Origin of the sequence: Streptomyces sp. NPDC016562 (genome assembly GCF_043076955.1) — a bacterium.
Taxonomy (GTDB): Bacteria; Actinomycetota; Actinomycetes; order Streptomycetales; family Streptomycetaceae; genus Streptomyces.
Window position 1 is genome coordinate 302,951 of record NZ_JBIBRZ010000007.1, and the last position, 17,429, is coordinate 320,379.

Genomic DNA, 17,429 nt, shown 5'->3' on the forward strand with positions numbered 1-17,429 from the left:
CGGCTTCACGGGCGTACGGCCGCCGCCGCCTCGACGAACCGCAGGGCGACGGACGGCTCGGCCGCCCAGTGCGTGTGCAGGTAGCTGGCGTGCACACCCCCCCGTACGAAGCCCTCCACCCGGCGTTCCGGGTGCGTGAACCCCCACGCGGGCGCGGCCCCGGCGCCCGGCTCGATCACCGTCCGGTGGAACTCGTGCCCGCGCAGCCGGGTCCCGGCGGGCGCGAGCGCGCTGTCGGACACCGCCACGGCCTCGCGGTAGCCCAGCGTGAGGCGCTCCGACATCCGGGCGTCGGCGTCCAGCACCCCGCACATGGGCTTCCCGTCGAGGGAGCGGGCCAGGTAGAGCAGCCCGGCGCACTCGGCGGCCACCGGGCCGCCGGCCGCGGCGAAGGCGGCCACCGCCGCGCGCAGCGGCTCGTTGGCGGACAGCTCGGGCGCGTAGACCTCGGGGAAGCCGCCGCCGATCACCAGACCGGCGGCCCCCTCGGGCAGCGCCTCGTCCCGCAGCGGGTCGAACGTGACGACGTCGGCCCCGGCGGCCGTGAGCAGCTCCGCGTGCTCGGCGTACGAGAACGTGAACGCGGCCCCGCCCGCGACCGCCACCACCGGCCGGCCACCGGGCGCCGCGCCCCCGGGCCCCGGCGCCGCTACCGCCGATGCGGCAGGAGGCCGCCCGGGAGCGGAGAGCGCGGCCGAGCCCCGCGTACCCGTCAGGGCGCCCACCGGGGACCACGGCTCGCAGTCCAGGGCCGGGGCCGTACGCGCCAAGGCCATCAGCGCGTCCAGGTCGCAGCCCTCGCGGACCTGCGCGGCCAACGCGGCCACCGCGGCCAGCGCGTCACCGCGCCGCTCGGCCACCGGGACCAGGCCCAGGTGCCGCGAGGGCGTGGCCACCTGCGGGGCCCGCCGCAGGACGCCCAGGACCGGCATCCCGGCCTCCTCCAGGGCCTCGCGCAGCATCACCTCGTGCCGGTCGGAGCCGACCTTGTTCAGGATCACGCCCCCCAGCCGCACCTGCGGGTCGAAGGAGGCGAAGCCGTGCACCAGCGCCGCCACCGACCGCGACTGCGAGGAGGCGTCGACCACCAGCACCACCGGCGCCCGCAGCAGCTTCGCCACCTGCGCCGTCGACGCCAGCTCGCCCCGGCCCGCGGCCCCGTCGTACAGGCCCATCACCCCCTCGACCACGGCGAGGTCGCAGCCGGCCGCCCCGTGCGCGAACAGCGGAGCGACCAGCTCCGGCCCGCACATGAAGGCGTCCAGGTTGCGCCCCGGCCGGCCGGTGGCCAGCGCGTGGTAGCCGGGGTCGATGTAGTCGGGCCCGGCCTTGTGCGGGGACACGGCGAGGCCGCGCTCCGCGAAGGCCGCCATCAGGCCCGTGGCCACGGTGGTCTTGCCGCTGCCGGACGACGGCGCGGCGACGACCAGCCGGGGAACGTTGGACGAGGTCACCACTCGATGCCCTTCTGGCCCTTCTGGCCGGCGTCCATCGGGTGCTTGACCTTGGTCATCTCGGTCACGAGGTCCGCGAACTCCACCAGCTTCTCCGGCGCGTTGCGACCCGTGATCACCACGTGCTGCGTCCCGGGACGGTTGCGGAGCACCTCGATGACCTCGTCGACGTCGATCCAGCCCCAGTGCATCGGGTACGCGAACTCGTCGAGCACGTACAGCCGGTGCGTCTCGGCCGCCAGATCGCGCTTGACCTGCTCCCAGCCCTCCTTCGCGGCCTGCTCGTTGTCGAGCTGCGCGTCCCGCTGGACCCAGGACCAGCCCTCGCCCATCTTGTGCCAGACGACGGAGCCGCCCTCGCCGGAGGCACCGAGCACCTTGAGCGCGTTCTCCTCGCCGACCTTCCACTTCGCCGACTTGACGAACTGGAACACCCCGATCGGCCAGCCCTGGTTCCAGGCGCGCAGCGCCAGCCCGAAGGCGGCCGTCGACTTGCCCTTGCCGGGGCCGGTGTGGACGAAGACGAGCGGGCGGTTGCGGCGCTGGCGCGTCGTGAGTCCGTCGTCCGGAACGACGGACGGCTGTCCCTGAGGCATTACGCGGCCCTCCTGTTGGTGTGGGATACGGCGGTCGGTCCCGATGCGGGGGACGCCGCGGCGGTACGTACGTTCTTCACGAGTCCGGCCAGCGAGTCGGCCCGCAGCCCGTCGAGCGTGACGGCGGGCCCGCCGAGGTCGCCGGCCAGCACCCCGGCCAGCCCCAGCCGGACCGGCCCGGATTCGCAGTCCACGACCACGGACGCGACGCCCTGCGCGGCCAGCAGCCGGGCGCTGCGCCCGGAGAGCTCGCGCGGGTCGCCGCCCGCGGCCCCGGCCGAGGTGGCCCGGCCGTCGGTGACGACCACGAGCAGCGGGCGGCGGCTCGGGTCCCGCAGCCGCTCGATCCGCAGCACCTCGTGGGCCTTCAGCAGTCCGGCGGCCAGCGGGGTGCGGCCGCCCGTGGGCAGCTGCTCCAGCCGGGCCGCGGCGGCGTCCACCGAGGACGTCGGCGGCAGCGCCAGCTCGGCCGTGGACCCCCGGAAGGTGATCAGGCCGACCTTGTCGCGGCGCTGGTAGGCGTCCAGGAGCAGCGACAGGACGGCGCCCTTGACCGCGCTCATGCGCTGCCGCGCGGCCATGGACCCGGAGGCGTCGACGACGAAGAGCACGAGGTTGCCCTCGCGGCCCTCCCGGGTGGCCTGGCGCAGGTCGTCCTTGCGGATCACCAGACCGCGCCCGCTGCGGCCGCGCGCCTTCTGGTGCGGGGCCGCCGCGTGCACGGTGGCCGCCAGGTGCAGCTTCGTGAGCTGGCCGCGGGGGCGCTGGGCGCCGGTGGTGCGGCCGTGGGCGGTGCGGGCGCGCGAACGGCGCCCGGCCGCGCCCTCGCCGAGGCCCGGGACGCTCAGCATCTTGGTGCGGAAGGGCGCGGCGGCCCGTACGGCGGCCTGCTCGGGCCCGTCGGCTCCTTGGGCCGGGGCGGAGGGCCGGGTGGTCTCCGGGGCGTCCGCGGGGGCCTCAGGGGTCTCGGGGGCCTCCGGGCCCTGGGGCGCCTCGGCGCCCTCCGACGGCCCGTTGCCCTGCGGGGGCACCCCGCCACCGCCGTCGGGGCCACCGTCACCGGGTCCGTCGCCGTCGTCGTCCGGGCCCTCGGGCTCGGCGTCCGTCTCCGGATCCGTCTCCGGATCGGGTTCCGGCTCGTCGTCGGGGAACTGGTCCAGGATCTCGTCCAGTTTGTCCTCGTCGAGCCCGGGGGCGTCGAAGGGATTGCGGCGCCGCCGGTGGGGGAGCGCGAGCAGCGCGGCCTGCCGCACGTCCTCCTTGCGCACCTCGGTCCGTCCGGCCCAGGCGGCCAGCGCGGTGGCGGTCCGCGCCATCACGATGTCGGCCCGCATGCCGTCGACCTCGAAGGCGGCGCAGGTCGCGGCGATCCGCAGCAGCGCGGTGTCCCCGAGCGCGACCTTCGGCAGCAGCGCCCGCGCGGCCACCACCCGGGCGCGGACCTCGCTCTCGTCACCGGCCCAGCGGGCCGCGAAGCCCGCGGGATCGTCGTCGTAGGCGAGCCGGCGGCGCACCACCTCCACCCGCTGGGCGGGCTCGCGGGAGGCGGAGACCTCGACCGTGAGACCGAAGCGGTCGAGCAACTGCGGTCGCAGCTCGCCCTCCTCCGGGTTCATCGTGCCGACGAGGAGGAAGCGGGCGGCGTGGCGGACGGAGACGCCCTCGCGCTCGACGTACGAGGCGCCCATCGCGGCGGCGTCCAGCAGCAGGTCGATCAGGTGGTCGTGGAGCAGGTTGACCTCGTCCACGTACAGGATCCCGCGGTGGGCGTCGGCGAGCAGCCCGGGCTCGAAGGCCTTCACGCCTTCCGCCAGGGCCCGTTCGATGTCGAGGGCGCCGACCAGGCGGTCCTCGGAGGCGCCGACGGGCAGCTCCACCATGCGCGCGGGACGGGCGGCGCCGGGGCCCGCCTCGTGCGGGCCGTCGGGGCAGGCCGGGTCGGGCGCGGTCGGCGCGCAGCTGAACCGGCAGCCCGGTACGACGTCCACCTGCGGCAGCAGCGCGGAGAGCGCGCGCACGGCGGTGGACTTGGCGGTCCCCTTCTCGCCGCGCACGAGCACCCCACCGACCGCTGGGCTCACGGCGTTGAGCAGGAGCGCGAGCCGCAGGTCGGTCTGGCCGACCACTGCGGTGAACGGGTAGGGCGTGCTCATTCTGTGGCCCCTCCTTCATGTGTACGGGTATGGGTGTGCGGGCGGGCGGGGCGATCCGGAGCGTGCGTGCGTGGGGCTCCCCGCTCGGCGGGGCCGGAGTGCGCGGAGCGCCGTGTGGTGACCCGCACCAGCGGGACGGGGTCTGGGGCGGAGCCTCCGATGCGGGAAGGGGCGGGGTGGGGGACGGCCGCCCGCAGGGCCCGGCGCCTCACGGGGCACCCGGCGGCAGGAACGGCAGACCCGTCGGAGCCCCGGACTCGATCAGCCGAAGCAGCGCACGCGTATCGGCGTGCTCCTCGATCAGGTCGCCGAGCAGATCCAGCTGCTCCTCCCGCAGCGCGGCGAACGAGGTGTCCGGCGCGGGGACGAAGCGGCGGCCCGCCGCCGCGGCCACCTCCCGCAGGAACGCCCGGCGGAAGCCGTCCGACTCCAGCGAGCCGTGCCAGTGCGTGCCCCACACCGACCCGACGCGGCACCCGTCCAGGAACGGCTCACCGCCCAGGACCTCGGCCACCCCGTGGTGGATCTCGTAGCCGCAGACCTCCTCGCCCAGCGCCGAACCCTCCGGCCGCGCCAGGGTCTTCTCCACGGCGAACCGCACCCGTACGGGCAGGAGCCCCAGGCCCTCCACCTCGCCCGCCCGCGATTCGACGTCGTCGCGGATCCGCTCGCCGAGCACCTGGAAGCCGCCGCAGATGCCGAGGACCGGGCGGCCCTGCGCGGCCCGGCGCAGCAGCGCGTCCGCGAGGCCGCGCTCCCGCAGCCACGCCAGGGCGTTCACCGTGCCGCGCGTGCCCGGTACGACGACCAGGTCCGCGTCGGCCAGTTCCTCGGCCCGGTCCACGAACCGCACCACGACCCCCGGCTCCGCCGCGAGCGCGTCGACGTCCGTGAAGTTCGACATCAGCGGCACCGCGCACACGGCGACCCGCAGCACGTCCTCGCCCACCGGCGGCGCCACCACGGACTCCCGTACGGCGCCCCGCAGGGAGACCCTCAGGCCGTCCTCCTCGTCGATGCCCAGGCCGTGCCGGAAGGGCAGCACGCCGTACGTGGCCCGTCCCGTCAGGCCGCGCAGCATCTCCATGCCCGGCTCCAGCAGCGACACGTCGCCGCGGAACTTGTTGACGAGGTACCCCGCGATCAGCGACTGGTCCTCGGCCGACAGCAGTGCCGTCGTACCGAAGAACGACGCGAAGACCCCGCCCCGGTCGATGTCGCCGACCACGACCACCGGGAACCGCGCGGCCCGCGCGATCCCCATGTTCACGATGTCGGTCCGGCGCAGGTTGATCTCGGCCGGACTGCCCGCCCCCTCGCAGATCACGGCGTCATACGTGCCCCGCAGCTGCTCCAGGCAGTCCGTGACGACGCCGAGCAACTGCTCCTGCCGGCCCCCGTGGTAGCCGCGCGCGCTCATCTCGCCCACCGGCTTGCCCAGCAGCACCACCTGGCTGCTGCGGTCGCTGCCGGGCTTGAGCAGCACCGGGTTCATCAGCGCGGTCGGCTCCACGCGGGCCGCCTGGGCCTGCATGGCCTGGGCGCGCCCGATCTCGGCGCCCTCGCGCGTGACGAACGAGTTCAGCGACATGTTCTGCGCCTTGAAGGGCGCCACCTTCACGCCCTGGCGGGCCAGCCAGCGGCAGATGCCCGCCGTGACCACGCTCTTGCCGGCGTCCGAGGTGGTGCCCGCGACCAGCAGTCCGCCGCCGCGCTTCGATCCGCCGCTCATGGACGTCCCTTCCTTGTCCTACGGGAGCTACGGGAGTTGAGGGAGCTACGAGAGTCACGGGAGCTGCCGGCGCCCCGGGAGAGCAGCGTCCGGGCCGCCACGCACGCGCCCAGCGCCAGCCAGGTCACCTGCCGCGACAGCCGGACGGCCCGTTCGATGTCCGCGACCTCCACGGGCCGCCCGGCCCCGCCGTTCAGCACGGCCCGGTGTTCGACCCGGCCGCCGTACGCCAGCGTCCCGCCCAGCCGGACGCCGAGCGCCCCGGCGAAGGCGGCCTCGACGGGACCGGCGTTGGGGCTCGGGTGCGCCGCGGCGTCCGCGCGCCAGGCCCGTACGGCTCCCCGCCGGTCGGGGCCGGCCAGTACGGCGGCGATCGCCGTCAGCCGGGCCCCCGGCCAGCCGGCCAGGTCGTCGAGCCGGGCGGAGGCCCAGCCGTAGCGCAGGTAGCGGGGGGACTTGTGGCCGACCATCGCGTCCAGGGTGTTGACGGCGCGGAAGGCCAGCAGCCCCGGAACCCCGGCGACCGCCCCCCACACCAGGGCCCCGACCACCGCGTCGGAGGTGTTCTCGGCGACCGACTCCACGACGGCGCGGGCCATCTGCTGGCCGTCCAGGGCCTGCGGGTCGCGCCCGCACAGGTGCGGCAGCCGCTCCCGGGCCACCTCGGTGTCCCCGACGGCGAGCGCACCGCCGATGGCGCGGGCCTCCCGGCCCAGCGAGGTGCCGCCGACGACGGCCCAGGTGGCGGCGGCGGTCAGGGCGATGCGGGCGGCGACGGGCCGCGAGCGCACGGCGCGGGCTCCCAGAACGCCGAGGGCGGCGGCGCCCCCGGCGCACACCAGGGTGTGCAGGAGGCCCCGGGCGCGGTCGTCGCGCCACAGGGCGCGCTCGACGGCGGCGGCGGTTCGTCCGAAGGCGGCCACGGGGTGCCCACGGCGGGGATCCCCGAGGATCCGGTCGCCGATCAGGCCCGCCGTGGCGCCGTACGCGAAGACGCGATCGGCACGCATGGTGGCAGGTATGTCCTCACTCAGGGTCCGCGCCCTGGTTCGACGTGTCCGGCGGCGAGAGTTCCTGGCTCCCGGGGCGCACGCGCGGCGTGCGCTCCCCGATGACAGTGGCGGGACCGCGCCGGATTCGCACCGGACTTCCTCTCCATGCCGCCGTATTGGCTCGGGCAGTCCACCACGCCCCGCGAAGGCCCGTCAACTCGCCGTTGACCTGCGACTCCGTGCGGGCGGGGACATGCGAAAAAACTCCCCCCGGGCGAACCCGGGGGGAGTCTTCACACGCGCTGGCGCCGCCTCAGGAGACGATCAGGTAGATCCCGTACGTCACGGCCGCCGCGACGAGCGCGAAGCAGACGTACGCGCCGCTGCGGGCGAGGGTGGCGGTGCCGCCCTGCTCGGTGGCGGTCTCGTGCTTGGACAGGCCCACCAGACCCAGGGTGAACAGGGCCACGAGGGCGACGGTGGCGGAGAGGCTGACCCCGAAGACGGAGCCGAGGGCTTCCCAGTCGATCTTCATACTGCCGTTTCCTCTGTCGTTCTCGAAGGTCAGACCGCGGCGGCGGGAGCGGCCGGGGTCGTCGCTGCGGGGGTCGTCGCCGCCGGGATGGTGGCCTTGAGGGCGTCGTCCGTCATCGCGGCGGTCATGGCGGCGGCCACGGTCGGCGGGACGGTGACGGCCGCCATCGCCGTGGTGACGACACCCGGCTCCTCGGCGGCGGCCGGCTCGACGTCGTTGACGTTGTGGTGGTCGACGACCTGGCGGCGGGAGATGGCCCAGATGGCGACGCAGGAGGCGACGAGGAAGACCGCGACGGCGGCGACGCCGACGTCACCGGTGCGCATGACCAGCTCGGCACCGGAGGCGACCAGGGCCGCGGCCGGCAGGGTCAGGCCCCACGCGATGAACATGCGGGTGGCGGTCGACCAGCGGACCACGCCGCCCTTGCGTCCCAGACCCGCGCCCATGACCGCGCCGGAGCAGGCGTGGGTGGTGGAGAGGGAGAAGCCGAGGGAGGAGGAGGCCAGGATGACGCTGGCGGCCGAGGTCTGGGCGGCGAAGCCCTGCTGCGGCTGCAGGTCGGTCAGGCCCTTGCCCATGGTGCGGATGATGCGCCAGCCGCCCAGGTAGGTGCCCATCGCGATGGCCATACCGGCGGAGACGATGACCCAGACCGGCGGGTTGGCGCCGGCCGGCAGGGCGTTCCCGGCGATGAGCGCCAGGGTGATGATGCCCATCGTCTTCTGCGCGTCGTTGGTGCCGTGCGCCAGGGAGACGAGACCGGCCGAGGCGATCTGCCCGGCGCGGTAGCCCTTGGTGGAGGTCTTCTCGCCGACCTTGCCGCCCAGCTTGTACGTGACCTTGGCGGCCAGCATCGCGGCCACACCGGCCACGAGCGGCGCGGCGATCGCGGGGATGAGCACCTTGGTGACGACGACGCTGCCGTTGACCGCGTCGAGGCCGGCGGAGGCGACCGCGGCACCGATCAGGCCGCCCATCAGGGCGTGGGAGGAGCTGGAGGGCAGTCCGACGAGCCAGGTGACGAGGTTCCACAGGATCGCGCCGACGAGCGCGGCGAAGATCACTTCTGGCTGGATGCCCTCTTCGTTGACGAGGCCCTTGGAGATCGTCTTGGCGACCTCCACGGACATGAACGCGCCGACGAGGTTGAGCACGGCGGACATGGCCACCGCCGTCTTGGGCTTGAGGGCGCCGGTCGAGATGGTGGTGGCCATCGCGTTGGCTGTGTCGTGGAAACCGTTCGTGAAGTCGAACACGAGAGCGGTAATGATCACGATCCCGAGGAGAAGCGTTATGTGCTCCATTTACCCAGGCTTCTGTTTGACGTCAGTGGCTCGGCGACCGTAAGCAACCTGGGTGAACGGAAGATGAACTGGCGCGGGCGGAGCGGTGTACTGACCCGGGGCGCGATCGAGCCGTTCGTCCCGATTCTGGCGCAGATATATCGATTAATGCACGTCAAAGCCGGGTGAATGAACCCGTCCGGGCCGCCTCCGCCCTGCATACGATCCTCACTCCGGGGCCCTGAATGAGATCCAGATCACCCCGCCGAGTGGGCCGCGGAGCGATGGCCTCCGGTGGCCCGCCGGAGCCCGCAGCTCGACACTGGAGCGGTGCGTACCGCCACAGCGACGGCAGCGGCCGTCACCACGACCCTCCTGGGCGCCGGTGCGGCCGCCGTCGCGGCCGGCCGGTACGCCGCCGACGCGGCCCTGCGGCCCCACCCGGGCCGCCCCCTGCCCGGCGGACCGCGGCTCAGCGTCCACTCCGCCGCCGCCGGCCGGGTGGCGCTCACCCGCTCCCTGGCCTCCCTGATGCCGGGCACCTACGGCCTGACCGCGCCCGGTGTGCACGCCGTCGTCGGGCCCGTCCTCCCCGACGCCGCCCACGGCCCGGACACCGTCGTACGCCGGCTCCTCGCCGTCACGCACGGCACCCTCGACCCCGGCACGCGCGTCACCCTCACCCCGCAGGTCCACGCCGGCAACCCGCGCACCGCCCTCGGCCTGGACCACGCCGACGTCGACGTACCGGGGGAGCTCGGCGCCCTGCCCGCCTGGTTCCTGCCCGGAGCCCGGGACACCTGGGTCATCACCGTGCACGGGCTCGGCGCCGGCCGTGAGCACCCGATGGTGGTCATGCCCTTCCTGCACCGGCAGCGGTTGCCCGTCCTCGACCTGGCCTACCGCGGCGACCTCGGCGCCCCCTCCTCACCCGACGGCCTCGGCCACCTCGGGGAATCGGAGTGGCGCGACCTGGACGCCGCCATCCGCTACGCCCTGCGCTACGGCGCCCGGCGCGTGGTCCTGCACGGCTGGTCCACCGGCGCCACCATGGCCCTGCACGCCGCCGAGCGCTCGGCGCTCGCCGACCGGATCTCCGGACTGGTGCTGGACTCGCCGGTGCTCGACTGGCACACCACCCTGCGCCGGCTCGCCGCGGCGCGCCGCACCCCGGCCGCCGTGCTGCCGCTGGCGGTAAGGGCCGCCGAGGGCCGCGCGGGGCTGCGCGCCGACCGCCGGCCGCCGGGCGCGGACCCCGGCGCGCTGCGCGTGCCCGTCCTCGTCTTCCACGGCCCGGACGACACCCTCGCCCCCTGGGAGCCCTCCCGCAGGCTCGCCGCCGCCCGCCCCGACCTCGTCACCCTGCACACCGTGCGCGGGGCCGGACACGGGGCGATGTGGAACGCCGACCCGGGCCGCTACGAGGAGGCTTTGCGCCGTTTCCTCGTGCCCCTCATGTGAAGGCCGTGTGACGGAGGGGGCCCTGCGGGCGTCTTGCCCCGGTCTGCACCGCCGGCCCGTGTGGTAACGGCTGGTTCCGTTTGGGCTTTCGGCCAGTGACGGGCGAGACTGCTTCCGTGACGTCCCGAAAGCCTGATGAGCAGTTGGCTCGCGACTCCAGACTCCGACTCGTCTCCCCGCGGTCGGTCGCCGCGGCCCGCAAGGCGGTGACCGACCGACGCCCCCGGCCCGCCCAGCGGCCCCCGGCGGGCACGCCCGCCACGGCGGACCTCGCCAACCGGGCCCGGGCCTCGCTCGCCGACGCCGTACGCCTGACCCGCTGGGCCGAGCGCAACCTCGGCGCCGCGGACGGCGGCCGGCCCGCCCCCACGGGCGCCCTGGCGGCCTCCGACGTCGAACGCGCCGCCGAGGAACTGAGCCTGACGCACGGCCAGATCCAGGTGGGCTGGGACCGCGCCCGCCTCGCCGGCCTCGTCGAGGTGCACGGCGGCCACGCCCGGCCCGGCTGGCGCCTGCGCGCCTGGGACCGGGACGACAGCGCCGTACTGCGCGGCTGGGTCGCGCTCTTCGACGCCTGGTCACTGGTCCACCCCGCCCCCGCCGACATCGCCCCCGCGGCGGTCGCCGAGGTCGTCGAGGCCATGCCCCAACTCCTCTCCCTGCTCCAGCTGTCCGCCGGGCCCGTGAGCGTCCCCGACCTGCTCGACCTGCTGGGACAGCGCGTCACCGAACTGCGCGACGAGCGGTGCGAGATCCCGTACGACGCCGAGCCCGTGACGGCCCTGACGGCGGCCCGCGCCACCGCGGAGAGCCGCCCCGTCCCGCTCGCACGGCTGCTGCGCTGGGCGCTCGGCGGACTGGCCGCCGTGGACGCCGTCACCCTCGGCCCCGCCCGGGCCGCCCTCACCCCGCTCGGCAGCTGGGCCGTCTGGGTCAAGCTGGAGCAGATCTGCGTCGCCGCGCAGAGCCCCGCCGGGAACATCGAGCAGTCGGCCGCCGCCATGCTGCACGGCTGCGCCCGGCTCACCCCGGGACCGGCCCGCGCGGAGTACCAGGCCTGGCTCGCCGCCCGCCCCGTCGGCCACGCCGTGACCGAGCTCCTGCAGGCCGCCCGCGGCGAGGACGCCCTGCTGCGCGGCCTCGCCTTCGAGGCGCTGCGCGTCGTCGGCGCCCCCGCCGAGCCCGAGGTCCGCGCCGCGGTCCGCGAGCCCGCCCTGCGTCCCTACGCCCTGCTCTGGCTCGCCGAGCACGACGGGATCGACCCCGACGAGGCGCAGGACGTGCTCACCGCCGAGGAGTCGACCTGGCTCTGGGTGGACACCGCGGCCGCCATCGCCGACCACGGCGAAGCCGACCTGCTGGCCCGCCACTTGGACTCGGCCGTCCGCACCACCGTGCCCCGGCTGCTGGACGAGGTCCGCGCGGTCGGCCATCCCCGCACCGTGCAGGTCCTGGTCGCGCTGGCCGCGGCCCACCCCGACCCGGCCCTGGCCAAGGCGGTGCGCCGCGCGGCCTTCGAGGTGCACACGGGCGGCGCGTAACGCGCGTAGCGCCGGCCCGCGGCGGTGCCTCCCGTACGCGCCGCGGTGCCTCCCGTACGGGCCGCGGGGCGACGGACGCGCCGCGGGCTCAGACCTGCGGCGCGTACGTCCCGAAGCTCCAGATGTTGCCCTCGGCGTCCCGGGCCATGTAGTCGCGGGAGCCGTAGTCCTGGTCGGTGGGTTCCATCAGGATCTCCGCCCCGTACTCGGCGGCCCGCCGGTGGTGGGCGTCCACGTCGTCGACCACGACGTACACCCCGCAGGGGCCGGCGCCCTCCATGGCCTGGGCGAAGACCCCGCCGGTGCCCTTGCTGCCCAGCATGACGATGCCGTTGCCGTACGCCAGCTCCGCGTGCACCACCGAGCCCTCCTCGCCCTCGTACACCGCGACCTGGCTGAATCCGAAGGCCTCGGTGAGCAGCCTGATGGCCGCCTTGGCGTCGCGGTAGACCAGCGTGGGACAGATGGATGAAGCGCCTGCCATGACGATCACTCCCTCTCGTGACGGTGATCCGCGTCACACAGCATGGCAGGCGCCGCCGACGCTCAGCGGAAGGTGTCGCACTGGGCCATGTCGCCGCTGCGGTAGCCCTGGTAGAACCACTGCTGGCGCTGCTCGGCCGAACCGTGCGTCCAGGACTCGGGGGTCACCCGGCCCTGGAACTTCTCCTGGATCCGGTCGTCGCCGACCGCGGCCGCCGCGTCCAGCCCGTCCCGGATGTCCTGGTCGGTCAGGGTGGTGATCAGCGGCCGCCCGGTGGACGCGTCCGGAGTCCTCGTCGCGTTGTGCGCCCACACCCCGGCGTAGCAGTCGGCCTGGAGCTCCACCTTGACCGCGTTGCTGTTCGCGCCCTGCCGTCCGTCCTGGGCCCGCTGGAGCGTCCCGGTCAGGTTCTGGACGTGGTGGCCGTACTCGTGGGCGACGACGTAGGCCTGGGCGAAGGGGCCGCCGCTCGCACCGAACTTCGTGCGCAGCTCGTCGAAGAAGCCCAGGTCCAGGTAGACCTGGCGGTCCCCGGGACAGTAGAAGGGGCCGACGGCCGAGGTGGCCGTCCCGCAGGCGGTGTTCACCCGGCCGGTGAAGAAGACCGTGGACGCGGGGCTGTACTGCCCGCCTCGTTCGGTGAACTCCTGCTTCCAGAAGGCCTGGGTGCTGCGGACCACGGCCACCTGCCGGCAGTCCTCCCGCGCGTTGGCGTCCCGGCCCGTCTTGCAGGCCCGTTCCACCTCGCTGAGGCCCGACGAGGCGGGGGCGGGCGCGGTGTCCCCCGTCGACAGCCCCAGCTCATCGGGACCGACCCCGAAGAGCAGCCCCACGACCAGCGCGATGAGGCCGACGATCCCGCCGCCGACGGTGGCCCGGCCACCCGGGATGCGACTGCCCCGCACGTCCTTGACCTCGGAGGAGTCCAGCTGGGCGTCATCGTCGAACTGCATCCCGCACCGCCTTCGCTGCCTGAACCGGCCCTGCGGTGAGTATCAACCCATTCGCCGCGGTACGCGCCCCGGCCCACCGGAGCGGTCGCTGAGCCGGACGGGGGACGCGGGACACGGCCGCGCGGGCCGGTCCGCCCGGCCCGCGCGGCCGGAAAGTAGTTGCGCACCCCCGGTAGAATGTCTCCCATGGCAAATCTCCTCGCGGATTAGCGGCGTCGAAGCATCGCGTCCTGCCCCCCTTCCGCCGTCCCGACCCGCCCTGGAGTATTTCCGTGATCACCGCCACCGGCATCGAGCTGCGCGCCGGCGCCCGCATCCTCATCGAGTCCGCCTCCTTCCGCGTCGCCAAGGGCGACCGCATCGGCCTGGTGGGCCGCAACGGAGCGGGCAAGACCACCCTCACCAAGTGCCTCGCGGGCGAGGGCCAGCCCGCCGCCGGATCCATCACCCGCTCGGGCGAGGTCGGCTACCTGCCGCAGGACCCCCGCACCGGCGACCTCGACGTCCTGGCCCGCGACCGGATCCTGTCCGCGCGCGGCCTCGACGTGCTCATCAAGAAGATGCGGGCCAACGAGGAGCGCATCGCCACCGGCTCCGGGGGCACCCGCGACAAGGCGATGAAGCAGTACGAGCGCCAGGAGACCGAGTTCCTGACCAAGGGCGGGTACGCCGCCGAGGCGGAGGCCGCGACGATCTCGGCCGCCCTCGGCCTGCCCGACCGGGTCCTCGGACAGCCGCTGCACACCCTCTCCGGTGGTCAGCGCCGCCGCGTCGAGCTCGCGCGGATCCTCTTCTCGGACGCCGACACCCTGCTCCTCGACGAGCCCACCAACCACCTCGACGCCGACTCGATCGTCTGGCTGCGCGACTACCTGAAGACCTACCGCGGCGGCTTCATCGTCATCTCCCACGACGTCGACCTGGTCGAGACCGTCGTCAACAAGGTCTTCTACCTGGACGCGAACCGCTCCCAGATCGACGTCTACAACATGGGCTGGAAGCTCTACCAGCAGCAGCGCGAGGCCGACGAGAAGCGACGCAAGCGCGAGCGCCAGAACGCCGAGAAGAAGGCCGCGGCCCTGAACTCGCAGGCCGACAAGATGCGCGCCAAGGCCACCAAGACCGTCGCCGCGCAGAACATGGCCAAGCGCGCCGAGCGGCTGCTGTCCGGCCTGGAGGCGGTCCGCGTCTCCGACAAGGTCGCCAAGCTGCGCTTCCCGGACCCGGCGCCCTGCGGCAAGACCCCCCTGACCGCCGAGGGCCTTTCGAAGTCGTACGGCTCGCTGGAGATCTTCACCGACGTCGACCTGGCCATCGACAAGGGCTCCCGCGTCGTCATCCTGGGCCTCAACGGCGCCGGCAAGACCACCCTGCTCCGCCTGCTGTCGGGCACCGAGAAGCCGGACACCGGCACGGTCGTCGCCGGTCACGGCCTCAAGCTCGGCTACTACGCCCAGGAGCACGAGACCCTGGACCCCGAGCGCACGGTCCTGGAGAACATGCGCTCCTCCGCGCCCGACCTGGACCTGGTCGCGGTGCGCAAGACGCTCGGCTCCTTCCTGTTCTCCGGCGACGACGTGGACAAGCCGGCCGGGGTGCTCTCCGGCGGTGAGAAGACCCGCCTGGCCCTGGCCACGCTGGTCGTCTCCTCGGCGAACGTGCTGCTGCTCGACGAGCCCACGAACAACCTCGACCCGGCCAGCCGCGAGGAGATCCTGGGCGCGCTGCGCACCTACAAGGGCGCCGTCATCCTCGTCACGCACGACGAGGGCGCGGTGGAGGCCCTGGAGCCGGAGCGGATCATCCTGCTCCCGGACGGCGTCGAGGACCTGTGGGGACCGGACTACCGGGACCTCGTGGCCCTGGCCTGATCCCCGGCGGACCGCCCCCGGGCCCCCGCCCGGGCCGCTCTGCGGCACTGATCCAGTTCCTTATGGATCATTCGGCTCAGGGGTGATCCATCATCTGAGTGAGACGGTCTCGTACCGCTGCGGCGGCGTACTACGGCCCCGGCCGCACCTGTGAGGGTGCGCGACCGGGGCCGCTGTCATGCCGCGCCCTGCCTCTGACCTGGTGATTCCTGCCGAAGGCGGTGAAGTGTGACGGAAGTCATGCAGCGGAAGAGGAGATTCCGTTCTGCTGGAGCGTCCACCCCCTGAGAAATGCCGCCGTACCGACCTTGCGGAATGGGTGGCCAGGAAGCGTGGGAGGGGTGATCATGAGAAGTCCAGAGCGCACTTCCCATGAGGAGGCACGGGTGGCCGAGACTCTGAAGAAGGGCAGCCGGGTAACCGGCGCCGCGCGCGACAAGCTCGCGGCAGACCTGAAGAAGAAGTACGACTCCGGTGCGAGTATCCGGGCGCTGGCCGAGGAGACCGGCCGGTCCTACGGATTCGTCCATCGGATGCTCAGTGAGTCCGGGGTTTCGCTGCGTGGCCGCGGTGGCGCGACGCGCGGCAAGAAGGCGGCCACTACGGCCTGACCCCGGGCCCATCGGTTCCAACGCGTCAAAGGGCTCCAACGGCTCAACGCTCGCATGATCCGACGGTTCCTTCGGTGACCCCCGGTCGGCTCTCCGGCCGACCGGGTGGTTACTGTGCAGTCACTTAGGCCGAGCTTGCGGCCGACTGCACACCGGAGGCACAGAGATGGCTCTGCTCGACAAGGACGGCGTACGACTCACCGTCGACGACACGGTCGCCACGGTGACACTGACCAATCCGGCCAAGCGAAACGCCCAATCCCCCGCGCTCTGGCGGGCTTTGGCCGAGGCCGGGAGGTCGTTGCCGGGCACCGTCCGGGTCGTCGTGCTGCGCGGTGAGGGCCAGTCCTTCTCCGCCGGTCTCGACCGGCAGGCGTTCACCCCCGAAGGTTTCGAGGGCGAGCCGTCCTTCATCGATCTGGCACGCGGTTCCGACGAACTGCTCGACGCCACGATCGCCGAGTACCAGGAGGCGTTCACCTGGTGGAGGCGTAACGACATCATCTCCGTCGCCGCCGTACAGGGACACGCGATCGGCGCCGGCTTCCAGCTCGCGCTCGCGTGTGACCTGCGCGTCGTCGCGGACGACGTCCAGTTCGCCATGCGCGAGACCAGCCTGGGCCTGGTCCCCGACCTGGCCGGCACCCAGCCCCTGACCTCCCTGGTCGGCTACGCCCGCGCGCTGGAGATCTGCGCCACGGGCCGCTTCGTGCATGCCGAGGAGGCGGAGCGGGTCGGCCTCGCCAACCTCGTGGTCCCCGCGGACGAGCTCGACGCCGCCGTCCAGGACCTCACCACCGCCCTGCTGGCACCGCCTCGGGACGCCGTCACCGAGACCAAGGCGTTGCTGCGCGGCGCCCAGTCCCGCCCGTACGACGACCAGCGCACGGCCGAGCGCGCCGCCCAGGCCCGTCGCCTGCGCGACCTGGCGGGCCTCTCCGACTGACCCGCGGGACCCGGCCCCGGTCCGCGCGCACGGGCAACCGCGTCGCGGACCGGGGCGCGGGCCGGAGCGCCGGCACGCCGGTCCGGCCGAGCGGCGTAGTCCCGGGGCGCCGTGCGGGCCGCGCGCTTACGGTGGTGGGCAGTGAGTCCGTACGCACGGAAGGACACGCCATGACCGAATCCAGCGCAGGCGGCGGTTCCGCCAGGGAGCCCGGGGAGCGGGGACGCACGAGCATCGCCGACGGGGTGGTCGAGAAGATCGCAGGCCTGGCCGCGCGTGAAGTGGTCGGTGTACACGCCATGGGCAGCGGCAGCGGTCTGTCCCGGACCTTCGGCGCCGTGCGCGAGCGTGTCCCCGGCGGGGCCAAGGCCGCCGTCAGCCGCGGCGTCAAGGCGGAGGTGGGCGAGGTCCAGACCGCCCTCGACCTGGAGATCGTCGTCGACTACGGCGTGTCGATCCGCGACGTGGCGCGGGCGGTCCGCGAGAACGTCATCTCGGCCGTCGAGCGGATGACCGGCCTGGAGGTCGTCGAGGTCAACATCGCCGTCAGCGACGTCAAGCTGCCGGACGAGCCCGACGAGGAGCCGGAAACCCGTCTTCAGTAGCCGAGAGGAGCCTGCAATGAGCATGGCGATCGCCGGCCTCTTCGCCGGTATGGCCCTGGCGTTCGCCGGTTACTTCGGCGGTTTCGGAGCCTTCCTGCTGGTGGCCGCCCTCGGCGCCGTCGGCTTCGTCGCCGGGCGCTTCCTGGACGGGGACCTGGAGCCCGGGGACCTGTTCCGCCGCCGCGACGACCGGCGCGGGTGAGGCGCCG

Annotated in this window: 16 protein-coding genes and 1 riboswitch; of the genes, 7 read left to right on the forward strand and 9 right to left on the reverse strand. The window is 74.0% G+C overall.

The annotated features are described in order from the left end of the window. Positions 1-5 precede the first annotated feature (5 nt). The 7 genes from ACF059_RS26870 to ACF059_RS26900 form a co-directional block, all read right to left on the reverse strand. A complete protein-coding gene (locus tag ACF059_RS26870) occupies positions 6-1,457 on the reverse strand; it encodes a cobyrinate a,c-diamide synthase (RefSeq protein ID WP_392061766.1) in 1,452 nt (483 codons plus the stop codon). Next, entirely contained in the window at positions 1,451-2,050 is a 600-nt protein-coding gene (cobO, locus tag ACF059_RS26875; RefSeq protein ID WP_053678569.1) for a cob(I)yrinic acid a,c-diamide adenosyltransferase, read from the reverse strand. The genes ACF059_RS26870 and cobO overlap by 7 nt, the downstream gene beginning before the upstream one ends. Then, positions 2,050-4,203 carry a putative cobaltochelatase gene (locus tag ACF059_RS26880; RefSeq protein ID WP_392061769.1) on the reverse strand — a complete coding sequence of 718 codons (2,154 nt, stop codon included), beginning with the start codon at positions 4,201-4,203 and terminating at the stop codon, positions 2,050-2,052. Before ACF059_RS26880 ends, cobO begins: the two co-directional genes overlap by 1 nt. Before the next feature lie 208 nt (positions 4,204-4,411). After that, positions 4,412-5,935 carry a cobyric acid synthase gene (locus ACF059_RS26885; RefSeq protein ID WP_392061772.1) on the reverse strand — a complete coding sequence of 508 codons (1,524 nt, stop codon included), beginning with the start codon at positions 5,933-5,935 and terminating at the stop codon, positions 4,412-4,414. Beyond that, entirely contained in the window at positions 5,932-6,945 is a 1,014-nt protein-coding gene (locus ACF059_RS26890) for a cobalamin biosynthesis protein (protein ID WP_392061775.1), read from the reverse strand. Before ACF059_RS26890 ends, ACF059_RS26885 begins: the two co-directional genes overlap by 4 nt. Positions 6,946-7,003: 58 nt before the next feature. After that, positions 7,004-7,090: riboswitch (cobalamin riboswitch) on the reverse strand. A 150-nt stretch (positions 7,091-7,240) separates the two neighbouring features. Beyond that, positions 7,241-7,462, reverse strand: a complete 222-nt coding sequence (locus ACF059_RS26895) for a hypothetical protein (protein ID WP_360899632.1) — start codon at positions 7,460-7,462, stop codon at positions 7,241-7,243. A gap of 29 nt (positions 7,463-7,491) precedes the next feature. Beyond that, positions 7,492-8,769, reverse strand: coding sequence for an anion permease (locus tag ACF059_RS26900; protein WP_392061778.1), 1,278 nt, complete (start codon positions 8,767-8,769; stop codon positions 7,492-7,494). 309 nt (positions 8,770-9,078) lie between these two features. Here ACF059_RS26900 and ACF059_RS26905 point away from each other — a divergent pair, with 309 nt between their 5' ends. Together ACF059_RS26905 and ACF059_RS26910 are read left to right on the forward strand one after the other, a co-directional pair. Next, entirely contained in the window at positions 9,079-10,209 is a 1,131-nt protein-coding gene (locus tag ACF059_RS26905) for an alpha/beta hydrolase family protein (protein ID WP_392061781.1), read from the forward strand. Between the two features lie 116 nt (positions 10,210-10,325). Then, positions 10,326-11,750, forward strand: a complete 1,425-nt coding sequence (locus ACF059_RS26910; RefSeq protein ID WP_392061783.1) for a hypothetical protein — start codon at positions 10,326-10,328, stop codon at positions 11,748-11,750. Between the two features lie 88 nt (positions 11,751-11,838). Here ACF059_RS26910 and ACF059_RS26915 read toward each other — a convergent pair whose 3' ends face one another. Continuing rightward, positions 11,839-12,234 carry a VOC family protein gene (locus tag ACF059_RS26915; RefSeq protein WP_392061786.1) on the reverse strand — a complete coding sequence of 132 codons (396 nt, stop codon included), beginning with the start codon at positions 12,232-12,234 and terminating at the stop codon, positions 11,839-11,841. Positions 12,235-12,296: 62 nt separating this feature from the next. Further along, positions 12,297-13,187: a neutral zinc metallopeptidase gene (locus tag ACF059_RS26920; RefSeq protein WP_392061788.1), complete on the reverse strand. Its 891-nt coding sequence runs from the start codon at positions 13,185-13,187 to the stop codon at positions 12,297-12,299. A gap of 272 nt (positions 13,188-13,459) precedes the next feature. On the opposite strand from ACF059_RS26920, the gene ACF059_RS26925 reads away from it, so the two are divergent. The 5 genes from ACF059_RS26925 to ACF059_RS26945 all read left to right on the forward strand — a co-directional run bounded on the left by ACF059_RS26925 (position 13,460) and on the right by ACF059_RS26945 (position 17,422). Beyond that, positions 13,460-15,058 carry an ABC-F family ATP-binding cassette domain-containing protein gene (locus ACF059_RS26925; RefSeq protein ID WP_360899617.1) on the forward strand — a complete coding sequence of 533 codons (1,599 nt, stop codon included), beginning with the start codon at positions 13,460-13,462 and terminating at the stop codon, positions 15,056-15,058. Between the two features lie 386 nt (positions 15,059-15,444). Beyond that, positions 15,445-15,669, forward strand: coding sequence for a helix-turn-helix domain-containing protein (locus ACF059_RS26930; protein ID WP_360899614.1), 225 nt, complete (start codon positions 15,445-15,447; stop codon positions 15,667-15,669). Between the two features lie 166 nt (positions 15,670-15,835). Then, entirely contained in the window at positions 15,836-16,615 is a 780-nt protein-coding gene (locus tag ACF059_RS26935) for an enoyl-CoA hydratase/isomerase family protein (RefSeq protein WP_392061792.1), read from the forward strand. 170 nt (positions 16,616-16,785) lie between these two features. Beyond that, on the forward strand, positions 16,786-17,220 hold the full coding sequence (locus tag ACF059_RS26940; RefSeq protein ID WP_366868979.1) for an Asp23/Gls24 family envelope stress response protein: 435 nt from the start codon (positions 16,786-16,788) through the stop codon (positions 17,218-17,220). 16 nt (positions 17,221-17,236) lie between these two features. Then, positions 17,237-17,422, forward strand: coding sequence for a hypothetical protein (locus tag ACF059_RS26945; protein WP_392061795.1), 186 nt, complete (start codon positions 17,237-17,239; stop codon positions 17,420-17,422). Positions 17,423-17,429: the final 7 nt, after the last annotated feature.